The 13,530-nt window shown below is 49.1% G+C and carries 12 protein-coding genes; 4 read left to right on the top strand and 8 right to left on the bottom strand.

Annotation, left to right across the window (positions count from 1 at the left end; translation table 11 throughout):
• The first annotated feature begins 16 nt into the window (after positions 1 to 16).
• Positions 17 to 3,991 carry a trifunctional transcriptional regulator/proline dehydrogenase/L-glutamate gamma-semialdehyde dehydrogenase gene (gene putA / locus ACF8OF_RS11860; protein WP_392496743.1) on the top strand — a complete coding sequence of 1,325 codons (3,975 nt, stop codon included), beginning with the start codon at positions 17 to 19 and terminating at the stop codon, positions 3,989 to 3,991.
• Between the two features lie 86 nt (positions 3,992 to 4,077).
• Here the strand turns inward: putA and fliZ are convergent, their stop codons facing one another.
• The 5 genes from fliZ to ACF8OF_RS11835 all read right to left on the bottom strand — a co-directional run bounded on the left by fliZ (position 4,078) and on the right by ACF8OF_RS11835 (position 9,579).
• A complete protein-coding gene (fliZ, locus tag ACF8OF_RS11855) occupies positions 4,078 to 4,590 on the bottom strand; it encodes a flagella biosynthesis regulatory protein FliZ (protein WP_025152218.1) in 513 nt (170 codons plus the stop codon).
• Between the two features lie 52 nt (positions 4,591 to 4,642).
• Complete coding sequence (locus ACF8OF_RS11850; RefSeq protein ID WP_025152217.1) at positions 4,643 to 5,368, bottom strand: RNA polymerase sigma factor FliA; 726 nt, start codon at positions 5,366 to 5,368, stop codon at positions 4,643 to 4,645.
• Between the two features lie 323 nt (positions 5,369 to 5,691).
• On the bottom strand, positions 5,692 to 6,810 hold the full coding sequence (locus ACF8OF_RS11845; RefSeq protein ID WP_392496742.1) for a FliC/FljB family flagellin: 1,119 nt from the start codon (positions 6,808 to 6,810) through the stop codon (positions 5,692 to 5,694).
• A 229-nt stretch (positions 6,811 to 7,039) separates the two neighbouring features.
• Positions 7,040 to 8,188 carry a FliC/FljB family flagellin gene (locus tag ACF8OF_RS11840; protein WP_392496740.1) on the bottom strand — a complete coding sequence of 383 codons (1,149 nt, stop codon included), beginning with the start codon at positions 8,186 to 8,188 and terminating at the stop codon, positions 7,040 to 7,042.
• Positions 8,189 to 8,427: 239 nt separating this feature from the next.
• Entirely contained in the window at positions 8,428 to 9,579 is a 1,152-nt protein-coding gene (locus ACF8OF_RS11835) for a FliC/FljB family flagellin (RefSeq protein WP_392496739.1), read from the bottom strand.
• A 330-nt stretch (positions 9,580 to 9,909) separates the two neighbouring features.
• On the opposite strand from ACF8OF_RS11835, the gene fliD reads away from it, so the two are divergent.
• Genes fliD through fliT form a run of 3 tightly spaced genes read left to right on the top strand, consistent with a single transcriptional unit; the run spans position 9,910 to position 12,114 of the window.
• Entirely contained in the window at positions 9,910 to 11,331 is a 1,422-nt protein-coding gene (fliD, locus tag ACF8OF_RS11830; protein WP_392496738.1) for a flagellar filament capping protein FliD, read from the top strand.
• Positions 11,332 to 11,336: 5 nt separating this feature from the next.
• Positions 11,337 to 11,735, top strand: a complete 399-nt coding sequence (fliS, locus tag ACF8OF_RS11825) for a flagellar export chaperone FliS (RefSeq protein ID WP_262858727.1) — start codon at positions 11,337 to 11,339, stop codon at positions 11,733 to 11,735.
• On the top strand, positions 11,725 to 12,114 hold the full coding sequence (fliT, locus tag ACF8OF_RS11820; protein WP_025152211.1) for a flagellar protein FliT: 390 nt from the start codon (positions 11,725 to 11,727) through the stop codon (positions 12,112 to 12,114). Before fliS ends, fliT begins: the two co-directional genes overlap by 11 nt.
• Before the next feature lie 94 nt (positions 12,115 to 12,208).
• Here the strand turns inward: fliT and ACF8OF_RS11815 are convergent, their stop codons facing one another.
• The 3 genes from ACF8OF_RS11815 to ACF8OF_RS11805 form a co-directional block, all read right to left on the bottom strand.
• A complete protein-coding gene (locus ACF8OF_RS11815) occupies positions 12,209 to 12,607 on the bottom strand; it encodes a CrcB family protein (protein ID WP_274370152.1) in 399 nt (132 codons plus the stop codon).
• Positions 12,608 to 12,617: 10 nt separating this feature from the next.
• On the bottom strand, positions 12,618 to 12,998 hold the full coding sequence (gene crcB, locus ACF8OF_RS11810) for a fluoride efflux transporter CrcB (protein WP_004236805.1): 381 nt from the start codon (positions 12,996 to 12,998) through the stop codon (positions 12,618 to 12,620).
• 162 nt (positions 12,999 to 13,160) lie between these two features.
• Positions 13,161 to 13,454: a hypothetical protein gene (locus ACF8OF_RS11805; protein WP_279799935.1), complete on the bottom strand. Its 294-nt coding sequence runs from the start codon at positions 13,452 to 13,454 to the stop codon at positions 13,161 to 13,163.
• Between the last annotated feature and the right edge of the window lie 76 nt (positions 13,455 to 13,530).

Below are 13,530 nucleotides of genomic sequence, written 5' to 3'. Positions count from 1 at the left end.
TTTATGAGGAGTGAACATGGTGAGTACCACAATGGGCGTCAGACTGGATGAGGAAACCCGTGAGCGGATCAAAGCCGCAGCGCAAAAAATTGATCGCACGCCACACTGGCTGATCAAACAGGCTATTTTTGATTACCTGGCTCAACTCGATTCGCTTCCGGACGGCACACTGCCCGTGACCGGAACGCCTTCCGCCCCGGAAGATGACACCGCCCCGGCTGAGCCGCCGGTCAGCTGCCAGCCATTTCTGGAATTTGCCGGTGATATTTTGCCGCAGTCTGTCACCCGGGCAGCGATTACATCCGCATACCGTATTCCGGAGCCGGAAGCTGTAGCCATGCTGCTGCCGCAGGCGCAACTCTCCCCGGAAGCTGCACAGGCAACCCATAAGCTGGCTTACGGGCTGGCAGAAAAGCTGCGTAATCAGAAAAACAGCAGCGGACGCGCCGGATTGGTACAGGGACTGCTTCAGGAATTTTCCCTCTCCTCCCAGGAAGGGATCGCACTGATGTGTCTGGCGGAAGCGCTGCTGCGTATTCCGGATAAGGCCACCCGCGATGTGCTGATCCGCGATAAAATCAGCCACGGTGACTGGAATTCCCACCTCGGTCAGAGCAAATCGATGTTTGTCAATGCCGCCACCTGGGGGCTGCTGTTCACCGGTAAGCTGGTTGCCACACATAATGAAGCGGGACTGAGCCGTTCACTGAACCGCATCCTGGGCAAAAGCGGTGAACCGCTGGTGCGCAAAGGCGTGGATATGGCCATGCGTCTGATGGGCGAACAATTTGTTACCGGTGAAACCATTGCCCGCGCGCTGGCAAATGCCCGCAAAAATGAAGCCAAAGGCTTCCGTTATTCCTACGATATGCTGGGGGAAGCCGCACTGACAGCTGCAGATGCACAGGCGTATCTGGTTTCTTATCAGCAGGCGATCCACGCCATCGGCAAAGCCTCCGCCGGACGCGGTATTTATGAAGGGCCGGGTATCTCCATCAAACTCTCTGCCCTGCACCCGCGCTACAGCCGCGCGCAGTATGACCGTGTGATGTCTGAACTGTATCCGATCCTGCGCGACCTTGTTGTGATGGCGCGTCAGTACGATATCGGTATCAATATTGATGCGGAAGAAGCTGACCGCCTGGAAATCTCCCTCGATTTACTGGAAAAACTCTGTTTTGATCCGCAGCTGGCGGGTTGGAACGGCATCGGTTTTGTTATCCAGGCCTATCAGAAACGCTGTCCGGTGGTGGTGGATTACCTGATTGATCTGGCATCACGCAGTCAGCGCCGCCTGATGATTCGCCTGGTGAAAGGCGCTTACTGGGACAGCGAAGTCAAGCGCGCCCAGGTGGACGGACTGGAAGGCTATCCGGTGTATACCCGTAAGGTTTACACGGATATCTCTTATCTCGCCTGTGCCCGTAAACTGCTGTCAGTACCGAATCTTATTTATCCGCAGTTCGCCACCCACAACGCACACACCTTATCCGCCATTTATCAGCTGGCGGGCAATAACTACTATCCCGGCCAGTATGAATTCCAGTGCCTGCACGGTATGGGAGAACCATTGTACGAGCAGGTGGTCGGCAAAGTGGCGGACGGCAAACTGAACCGTCCGTGCCGTGTGTATGCACCGGTCGGCACCCATGAAACCCTGCTGGCTTATCTGGTGCGCCGCCTGCTGGAAAACGGCGCAAATACCTCCTTCGTAAACCGGATTGCCGATGGCTCGATTCCGCTGGAGATGCTGGTGGAAGACCCGGTTGCGGCGATTCAGGCAATGGCGGTCAAAGAAGGTGCTGTCGGCCTGCCGCATCCGAAAATTCCGCTGCCGCGCAATTTGTACGGCAATACGCGGGTCAATGCCGCCGGTCTGGATCTGAGTAACGAACACCGCCTGGCCTCACTGTCGAGTGCCCTGCTCAGTCACGCCGAGGATAATCTGCTCAGTGAGCCGATGACCGGCGGCACATTTACGCCATCCGTCCCGGCAGAGAGTCAGCCGGTCAGAAACCCGGCCAATCATCATGATATTGTCGGTCACGTCCGTCCGGCCACTGAGGATGAAGTGGATCATGCCCTTGCCACCGCCTCCGGTGCGGCGGAGATCTGGTTTGCCACACCGGCACAGGAGCGGGCGGACATCCTTATCCGTGCCGCACAGCTGATGGAAGATCAGTTGCAGCCGCTGCTCGGGATCCTGGTGCGGGAAGCCGGTAAGACCTTTGCCAACGCGATTGCCGAGGTCCGTGAAGCGGTTGATTTTCTCAATTATTACGCCTCTCAGGTGAAAACTCACTTTGCCGGTGATACACACCGTCCGCTGGGGCCGGTAGTCTGTATCAGCCCGTGGAACTTCCCGCTGGCGATTTTCACCGGTCAGGTGGCTGCCGCCCTCGCCGCCGGAAACCCGGTACTGGCGAAACCGGCGGAACAAACCCCGCTGGTGGCTGCCGTTGCGGTATCCCTGCTGCATGATGCCGGTGTCCCGCGCGAGGTGCTGCAATTGCTGCCGGGTGACGGTGAAACCGTCGGTAATCAGCTGGTGTGTGACCCGCGTGTTCAGGGTGTGATGTTTACCGGATCCACCGCCGTTGCCAAAATTTTACAACGCAATCTGGCTGCCCGTCTCAGTACGGAAGGCAAGGTCATTCCGCTGATCGCCGAAACCGGCGGCCTGAATGCCATGGTGGTAGATTCCTCCGCCCTGACAGAACAGGTGGTTACCGATGTGGTCAGTTCCGCCTTTGACAGTGCGGGACAACGCTGTTCGGCGCTGCGCCTGCTTTGCATTCAGGAGGATGTGGCTGATCGCACCATTGAAATGCTGAAAGGCGCGATGGCAGAATGCCGCCTCGGCAATCCGGATATACTGGCTACCGATATCGGCCCGGTGATTGATGAAGAGGCGCATAACGGTATCCGTCAGCATATTCAGCAAATGCGCGGCAAGGGCAGACCGGTGTATCAGACCGCGTTCGGGATGGAGACCGGCTCACCGGCAATGCTTAACGGCACCTTTATCCCGCCGACCCTGATTGAGCTGGATGATGTCACTGAACTGACACGGGAAATTTTCGGCCCTGTCCTGCATGTGGTTCGTTACCCGCGCGACACCCTGCCGGCGCTGGCGGAGAAAATTAATGCCGCCGGTTACGGACTGACATTCGGTATCCACACCCGTATCGATGAGACCATTGCACAGCTGACGCAACAGATTGAAGCCGGTAATATTTATGTCAACCGCAACATTGTCGGCGCGGTGGTCGGCGTTCAGCCGTTCGGCGGTGAGGGGCTTTCCGGCACCGGACCGAAAGCCGGTGGTCCGCTCTATCTCCACCGTCTGCTGGCAGAACAGCCTGATGATTCTGTGGTTACGCTTCTGGCAGAGCAGGATGATCTCAACCCGCCGGATGTGACAGTTCGCACGCAGTTACTGGCACCGTTTGATACCTTCCTCACCTGGCTGGAGGCACAACGCCGCCACGATGTCCTGACGGCGGTTATCCGTTACGGTGAATTATCACAGACCGGCACCTGCCGTCTGCTGCCGGGGCCGACCGGGGAACGCAACAGTTATTATCTGCTGCCGCGCGGAACCATTCTCGGTCTGAATGATTCGGAACAGGATGCCCTGCTGCAACTGGGTGCCACACTGGCGGCGGGCTGCCGTCAGCTCTGGCCTGTCGCGGAACATACCCGTTCGCTGTATAACGCGCTGCCGGACAGTGTTCGTGCGCAAATTACCCTGACAGAAGAGTGGTCAGCAGACGGTGTGGTCTTTAACGGTGTGATTTTCCACGGTGACAGTGATCGCTTACAGGCTGTAAACCGGGATGTGGCCGCACGCGGTGGTGAGATTGTACCGGTCGCAGGGCTCAGTCACGGTGATACACAGATCCCGCTGATGCTGTTGCTGCATGAGCGTGCTGTCAGTGTCAATACTGCTGCTGCGGGCGGAAATGCCAGCCTGATGACGATCGGCTGATAATCACGGCGTCTTAAAACGGAAAAAGGGAACGGACGTTCCCTTTGCTTTATCATTTACTGATAAAAAATGGTCTGACGGATAAATCAGTGTTTACCCTGCCAGTCAAGATACTGTTCGTACTTGCGCAGTGCGATGTTGTAGTTGCTCAGGGCGGAGTCAGATAAATCGTCACTCAGCTGTGCCTGGATAATTTCAGTGGAGAATTCCGTGGTGGCCGGGAAAGCTTTGGAGGACAGCAGCTCATCGAGACGGCGCAGACGAACAACATATTCGCGCACGGTGCTGTGGCTCATTTCCGTTTCTTCAAACAGATACTGTTTGAATGCCATAATATCGAAATAATCGGTTGCACTGTTGCAGTAGATCTCGCTGCAAAAACGGCAGAGAGCCACAAATTTGTCCTGTAATCCCATCCAGGTGGTGTCATCGATCATATCTGTCATTTCAGAAATCGCTTCTTTATTGATCAGCTGACCGTTGAATACCAGGGAGATACGATCGAGGGTTTTGTGACAATGACTGCAGTGAGTCTGGCTGTGTTTGAAATCTTTAATGTAACGGCTTACGGGCCGTTTCTTTTGTTTTGAAACAGACATATTCTGGCGCCTTGTGTAGTCTAATAAAAATAAATCAAAGATAAAGTCAAAGTTACTTCATGGATTTTAAGCGCGCCCGCAGCCTTTTGATTGCCTGACTGTGTAACTGGCTGACGCGGGATTCCCCCACTTCCAGCACTGCGCCTATCTCCTTGAGGTTCAGCTCTTCCTGATAGTAAAGAGTCAGAACCAGTTTTTCACGTTCAGGCAGTTGTTTTATCGCCTCAACCACCTGGTGACGCAAACTTTCGTCTACCAGCAAACCGAGCGGGTTGCCCCCGTCATCATCATCATCGCGGACGGGTTCGCAGCTTTCACCGTGGATTTCGTGCCACTCATCGTAAGAAAACAGCTGGCTGCTGTTCGTATCGGTTAACACCTGACGGTATTCCGCGATATCCATCTGTAACGAATCAGCGATTTCCTGCTCTGTGGCTGCACGCCCCAGAGACTGTTCGAGCGCACGCACGGCTTTGGTTATTTCCCGCGCCTGACGGCGCACACTGCGGGGAGCCCAATCTCTTCCCCGCAATTCATCCAGCATTGCCCCGCGGATCCGTTGTACCGCATAGGTTGCAAAGGTGGCACCCTGCATGGCGTCAAAACGCTCGACCGCATGCAGCAAGCCGATACCCCCGGCCTGAATTAAGTCGTCAATATCAACGCTTGCCGGTAATCTTACCTGCAACTTCAGGGCTTCGTGCCGGATAAGGGGATAATAACGCTCCCACAGGCTATTTTTGTTGATAACACCTTCGGCGGTATACAAATCACTCACAACCTGAAACACCCTTCGAGATTCATGAAAGGCTTTTATTATCGTGCCCGAAAAAGATTTCAATCCGGTGAGTAGTGAGGTAAATCACGCCTTATTTGCCTTATCCTAAATCACCTCATTAACAAATAGCAATACTCTCTTTCATTTTTATCATAAAATTTGCAAAATTCCGGTTATTTTATATGACAAAAAGAAAAATAGGCGTTAATTGATAGAATAAAAAAACAAATAGTTAGCATATTATTTGTTCTGTTATGGGTAACACTTATAAAAAAAGGTCAGAATATTCTGACCTTTTAAATACCTTAAAGCAACTACGTAAATTAACGTAACAGGCTCAGAACACCCTGAGGAACCTGGTTTGCCTGTGCCAGAACAGCAGTACCCGCCTGCTGCAGGATCTGACCACGGCTCATGTTAGACACTTCTGTTGCGAAGTCAGCATCCTGGATACGGCTGCGTGCTGCGCTCAGGTTATTAACAGAGTTGTTCAGGTTGTTAATGGTAGACTGCATACGGTTCTGGAATGCACCCAGTTTTGAACGGTAGGTATCAACTTTGGTTAATGCATCGTCCAGCGTTTTCAGCGATTCGTCTGCAGGTGCTTTATCCAGGTTCGCTTTAGTATCAACACGGCCGCTGATTTCTTCCCCCATATTCAGTGTGATATGAGTTTCATCATTCCCTGTACCTTGACCGGTTTTGGTATCTTGCTTAACGCTGTAGAATTTGCCGTTACTGTCTTTAGCAACTAAAGAACCACTTTCAGTTTCATAAATTTCTAATTCTTTTGGTGTTGCTGCTTTATCATTACCAATCGTAACCGTTGTTTTGGCATCAGTAATATTCAGCAGTGCTTTTGCAGCATCACCATCAGCCACTTTAGTTCCGGTTTTCAGAACAGTATCTTTACCCGGAACTTTAAAGTTCTCAACACCCAGTGTTTTCTGGTTGATCTGATCCATTTTCAGGTCAATCACTTCGCCATCGTTTGCACCAACCTGGAAGCTCATTTCGTTGTCGCTTGCCAGCACTTTGATGCCGTTGAACTGAGTCTGGTCAGAGATACGCTGGATTTCAGCTAAACGGTCAGTCACTTCAGCCTGGATAGAGCTGGTGTCGCTTGCTGAGTTAGTGCTGTTTTTAGCCTGAACAGTCAGCTCACGGATACGCTGTAAGTTATCGTTGATTTCGTTAACAGCACCTTCAGCAGTCTGTGCGATAGAGATACCGTCGTTAGCGTTACGTGCAGCCTGAGTCAGACCTTTCACGTTAGCGGTGAAGCGGTTAGCGATTGCCTGGCCTGCTGCATCGTCTTTTGCGCTGTTGATACGTGAGCCTGAAGACAGACGCTCGATTGCAGAGCCCAGTACGCCCTGTGAACGGTTTAAGTTGTTCTGAGTAACCAGAGACAGAACGTTAGTATTGATAACCTGTGCCATGATATATGTCCTTGTTATTGAAAATAATAAACAGCGTTTATCTGTTTGGCTTTCTGATTTTCGCCAGCAATAACACTATCGGCACCCTGAGAGGCCACTTTAATTTTTTTGGCAAATATTTTTAGAAAATCGTCGCATACCTCATTTTCGCAGACATAAAAAAAGCCGGAACAGAGGTTCCGGCCAAATAATAAAACAGAGGAATCACTTGATTTATAAGGTTATATCATTAGCCACGCAGAAGGCTCATCACATTGTTCGGAATGCCGTTTGCCTGAGCCAGTACAGCGGTACCTGCCTGCTGCAGAATCTGACCACGGCTCATGTTAGAAACTTCTGTTGCAAAATCTGCATCCTGAATACGGCTGCGCGCCGAGCTCAGGTTATTGACTGAGTTGTTCAGGTTATTGATAGTGGACTGCATACGGTTCTGGAATGCACCCAGCTGACTGCGCTGACTGTCAATTTTTGACAGTGCTTTATCCAGTGTGCCCAGCGGGCTTCTGGCATCAAGCACTTTCTGATCAGCCGCATCTAATTCTGCCACTTTTTTAAACTCAAGTTTTGCCGGTGTTGCACCCGCTGTACCTGTCGCCGCAGTCACAGTAACTTCTGCTTTTAACGTGACATCTTTACCGTCAACCTTACCCTGGATATACACGTTGGTTTTATCAACTGAACCATCTGCGGCCACCTGGTAAGATACTTTTGCACCTTCAACATCTTTACCATTAAACGTAATCTCTTTCAGTGCTTTTTCTGCAACTTTTTGTGCATCCTCTTCAGTACCTGTTCCCTGAAGATCCGCAACAAAATCACCCGCAGACAGTGTTGGCCCGAACCGGGAGGCTGCGATATCCAGTTTATCCAGACCCAGCGCTTCGCGATCAACCTTCTTCAGGTCGATATCAATGGTTTCACCGTCGTTGGTGCCGACCTGGAAGGTCATTTTGTTATCGGAGGACAGCACTTTAATACCGTTAAACTGCGTCTGCTCTGAAATACGGTCAATCTCTTTCATGCGCTGATCAACTTCTTCTTTAATAGAGTTGATATCGCTTTCAGAGTTGGTGCCGTTTTGTGCCTGTACCGTCAGTTCACGGATACGCTGGATATTGTCGTTGATTTCATTCACCGCGCCTTCTGTTACCTGCGCCAGTGAAATACCGTCGCTGGCATTACGGGAAGCCTGAGTCAGACCTTTAACGTTAGCGGTGAAACGGTTGGCAATCGCCTGGCCCGCTGCATCATCTTTCGCACTGTTAATGCGGGAGCCGGAAGAAAGACGCTCAATCGCAGTCCCTAACGCGCCCTGTGAGCGGTTTAAATTATTCTGGGTAACCAGTGACAGAACATTAGTATTAATAACTTGTGCCATAATGATACTTCCTTTTTTTGTATGAAATAATGTGAATTATTTTCTTCCGCCGCTGCGGGTTAATACTGTTAACGGGAAAAAATTTGAATTATTTACAGACAAAAGGCCGCCATAATGTCAATATAAAGCGTTTTATATTAATACTTATCGCGAATATAAGGCGGATATAAAAAAGCCGGAACAGAGGTTCCGGCCAAATAATAAAACAGAGGAATCACTTGATTTATAAGGTTATATCATTAACCACGCAGGAGGCTCATCACATTGTTCGGAATGCCGTTTGCCTGAGCCAGTACAGCAGTACCTGCCTGCTGCAGAATCTGGCCACGGCTCATATTAGAGACTTCTGTTGCAAAATCTGCATCCTGAATACGGCTGCGTGCAGAGCTCAGGTTGTTCACCGAGTTGTTCAGGTTATTGATAGTGGACTGCATGCGGTTCTGGAATGCACCTAACTGGCTGCGCTGGCTGTCAATTTTTGACAGTGCTTTATCCAATGTATCCAGCGGGCCTGCGGGTGCTTTAGCACCGGTAGCAAGCACTTCCACTTCCTTACCGGTTGCTTTAAACTTCGCGGTAATCGTACCACCGACATCTTCTGTTTTATCGAGTGTGACTTCCAGCTTGACATCTTTTCCGCCGGCAGAGCCGTCATCAATCTTGCCAACGACATAGTATTTATCTTTAACAACCTGACCATTTTCATCTTTCACTGCATGAATATCTGCGGCAGCCGGTGCAGTTTTCCATTTCATACCATCCGGTGCGTCTACGGTTGCTGCTGTAGCAGGCTTATTGGCACTGTCCTTGAAGTCAGTGAGTTTAACGGCACCACCATCCCATACATAATTCTTAGAGACGGCTGCAATATCCAGCTTATCCAGTCCCAGCGCTGCGCGATCTACCTTCTTCAGGTCGATATCAATGGTTTCACCGTCGTTGGTGCCGACCTGGAAGGTCATTTTGTTATCGGAGGACAGCACTTTAATACCGTTAAACTGCGTCTGCTCTGAAATACGGTCAATCTCTTTCATACGCTGATCAACTTCTTCTTTAATAGAGTTGATATCGCTTTCAGAGTTGGTGCCGTTTTGTGCCTGTACCGTCAGTTCACGGATACGCTGGATATTGTCATTGATTTCATTCACCGCGCCTTCTGTTACCTGCGCCAGTGAAATACCGTCGCTGGCATTACGGGAAGCCTGAGTCAGACCTTTAACGTTAGCGGTGAAACGGTTGGCAATCGCCTGGCCCGCTGCATCATCTTTCGCACTGTTAATGCGGGAGCCGGAAGAAAGACGCTCAATCGCAGTCCCTAACGCGCCTTGTGAGCGGTTTAAATTATTCTGAGTAACCAGTGACAGAACATTAGTATTAATAACTTGTGCCATAATGATACTTCCTTTTTTTGTATGAAATAATGTGAATTATTTTCTTCCGCCGCTGCGGGTTAATACTGTTAACGGGAAGTAATTCACTTTATTTACAGACAAAACGCCGCCATATTGTCAATATCAGGCATATTTATCCGGACAGCGCATCTTGTAAGATTTGTAACTAAATTGCTGCCTCCGGAGCCCTTTTTTGTTTCCTTATCTTAATGGTGACAATAACCCTGCTTTCCCTGCGCAACTCTGCCCATCATTTTTTGCCGTTAACGCTAAAATTCTTCCGCTGCCAACCGATAACTATGTAAAACCAATTAAATTCAGGAGAAGTACATGGCAGGCATAGCATCGTTAGGCGTCGGCGCCGGAATGGATCTTAATCAGCAACTGGACATGCTGGAGAAAGCAGAAATGCGCCGTCTGGAGCCGTTAACTGCCCAAAAAACAGCGTGTGATGCACAAATTAGCGCATTCGGGAAATTACAGGCCTCACTGGAAAAATTAAAGTCCGCGTCTGAAGGTCTGAAGAAATACGAAGATATCAGCACCACCAAAGTCAGCGGTGAATATAAAAGTTTTGATGTCACGACCGACGGCAAAGCAGTTCCCGGCGTTTACGACGTTAAAGTGGAGCAATTAGCCAAATCCCAGACGATTGCCACCCAAGGCCAGGACAGCAATACGGCCAATCTGGGGAGTAACAGTGATGAACGGACCATCACCATTACACAGGGTGACGGCAGTGATCCGAAGAAAACATTCAGTATTAAACTGGATAAAGATCATACGTCATTAATTGAAATCGCCGATGCGATTAATAAAGCGGATAAAGGTGTCACTGCGGCAGTAATAAAAACCGCTGATGGCAAATATACCCTGTCCATGTCTTCTAAGACGGAAGGAACTGAAAGTCATATTTCCGTCAGTGTCCCGGATGATCAGAAGCTGGATGCTATTTTACATGTTGAATATGACGCATCCGGTAAATTGGATACCACAAAAAGTAAGATGGTTGAAAAAGTTGCACCACAGAACTCAAAATTCACCATTAACGGTTTTGATTTCGAAGAGCAGACCAACACCATTAAAGATAAATTCCCCGGCCTGACCCTGACACTGAAGAAAGAAAGTGAAAACGGCAAAGAAGAACATTTGTCTGTAACGTCTGACAGTGAACCGGCGAAAAAGAAAATTAAAGAATGGGTGGATGCCTATAACGAGTATCAGAAACTCTGTAAAGATCTGACCAAATATACCCAGACGGAAAAAGGCCAGGCTGCTGATAAAAGTAATGGCCCGCTGATTGGTGACTCTACCCTGCGCGGTATTCAGAATACTATCCGTGCGCAGATCAGAACACCTAACGGCAACGGTGAAATTAACACCATGAACAAGATGGGTATTAAGCAAAAGACAGACGGTACCCTGGAAATAGATGACAAAGTGCTGGATAAGGCACTGAAAGAGAATGGCTCCAGTGTCAAAGAATTCTTTGCCGGTGACGGAAAAGAGACCGGTTTTGCCACCGAAAACTTTAATTACCTGAAAAAGACATTAGACAGCCGTGAAGGTACGATTCATAACGCGACCGACGGCCTGGAGAAAAAGAAAAAAGGTATCGATAAACGTATCGAACAAACCAATAAACAGATCGAAAACACCATGGATCTGTATCGCCGTCAGTTCCAGAATCTGGACAAAATGATGAACTCCCTGAGTGGCACCACACAAGCACTCGGCAGAATGTTAGGTTAAAAATAATGTATCAGCGCAAGGCAAATCAGGCTTACCAGCAGGTTAATCTTGAAAGCGAAATTACCAATGCCTCGCCTTATCAGTTGATCCGGATTTTGTTTAACGGGGCGCTCAGCGCCCTTCGCCGCAGCGAAATCTTTATGGAACAACATGATATTGCCGCCAAGGGTAATGAGCTGTCGAAGGCCATTAATATTATTGAAAATGGCCTGAAACAGGCTCTGGATTATGATGCCGGCGGTGAGCTGGCGCATAATCTGGCCTCCCTGTATGACTATATGATTATGCGGTTACTCAACGCAAATATCGACAATAACGTGGCCTACGTAAAAGAGGTCTATCAACTGCTCTCCGATCTCGCGGCAACATGGCAACAAATCGGGGCAAATGTGGATGAAAGATAATCAGGTGAGTATTCAAACAACCATCAATTTACACGATATATATCAACATGTACTGACACTGAGTGAAGAACTCGTTACCCTGGCCAGAAACAGTGAATGGGATGATTTGATTGCCCGTGAAACGGATTATGTTTGCGCGGTTGAACACCTGACACAGTTATCTCATGAACTGGAAAAAGAACAGCCGGTCACCGGCGAACTGGTGGAAATACTGCAGGCTATTATTGAAAATGAACGGGTAACAAAAATCTGTTTACAGGATCACCTCAACTTTCTGAGTAAAGAAATAAAACAGCTTGACCAACAACGGGTGATTAATAAAAGTTACGGGCAATTCAGTGACCCGGATTATTCCATTAATATTAAACCAGTAGAATAAGTTTTTCTGATCAGCGCAGTGTCTTAAAATAATGAAAAAATGGCCTGATCTGTTCCGGCCGGACAGTCGTTCTCTGTCCGGCCGGAACCTTTTGCTATTCTGCGGTATTTTTTACACCGGGTTTCACACAATTTCCCAGATATAACCCCGCCATAACGGCTGCAAATCCGCCGATCACACTGACCAGTAAATACGTTATTCCGGTACCTAATAACGCCGGGGATGACATAATTTCAAAGGTTCCGTACACAAAACTGCTGAATGTGGATAACCCGCCCATAATACCGGTTGCCACCAGTGCATTAACATACTGATTAATCCGGTTGCGCTGTAATAACGCTGCCGTTATTCCCAGCAGGAATGAGGCAATAATATTGGCCGCCAGAATATCAAGCGGAAACCCGTCACTCAGAGACGGCACACCGAGCATCAGTAATTCGCGGCAGATTGCACCGAAGGCTCCGCCAATAAAAATAAGAATCACCATATTCATCTTGTTATCCTTATGCCGCCAGCCAGACACCCAGTGCGGCAGCCGCCAGACCCGCCACAACAGAGATAAGCAAATACCCGAAAGCCAGCATCCGCTGTTTGGAATTCACCAGTTTTGCCGCGTCCAGCTGCATACTGCTGAATGTGGTGTAACCGCCGAGAATACCGGTCAGAACAGCCGCATGCAGGAATGAACCGAAACGGTCATGCCAGTCAATCACGAATAACGTGCTTAAAAAACCGATAATAAAGGCACCCGAGATATTAATAATAAAGGTACCCAGCGGAAAATGGCCGTGATAACGTTCGCCTGTCAGTTTACCGACCCACCAGCGCAGTAATGAACCGCTGCCGCCACCGATACCGACCCAGAAAATATCAATTGCTGTCATATAGCCTCACCTGTAAATACCTTTGCCAGGAGAAATACGTACCGCTGATAGTGTAGATCCTCTCTCTTTATTTCACAATTACCGGAATGAAACATGCTGAATTTGTACAAAGATACCGGATCGGCAGTCCGGTTACAGGTTATGCCCTGTAATATTCTGTGATTATACGGAGAACGGATACCAATAACTGACAGTCAGCAGAAAAATAGCCACTCCGCCTGCCAGCGCGGCAGCCATCAGATAAAAACGGTACCGGGGTACGGTTATTACCGGGTTACGCCGGATATTGCGGTAAACACGGAGTAAATCCCCCGACAATATCAGCAGCAGAATGACCAGCAGAAATTTACTGACCAGATATACCGAATCCCAAAAACCAGCGGAAACCGGCGGCTCCCGCAGATTATTATTTATCCATTTAACCAGTATTATGCCGGTTGTTGTATATAACCACACCCGGAAATAAAAACCGGCCAGTATTATCACACTTGTCACTGATATTTTATATCTCTTCATTTGTACTCTTTTTACA

Source organism: Morganella sp. TYF_1, assembly GCF_043105645.1.
GTDB lineage: Bacteria > Pseudomonadota > Gammaproteobacteria > Enterobacterales > Enterobacteriaceae > Morganella > Morganella morganii_B.
The sequence above is the reverse complement of the archived record's forward strand: the minus strand, read 5'-3'. Positions and strand labels throughout refer to the sequence as shown.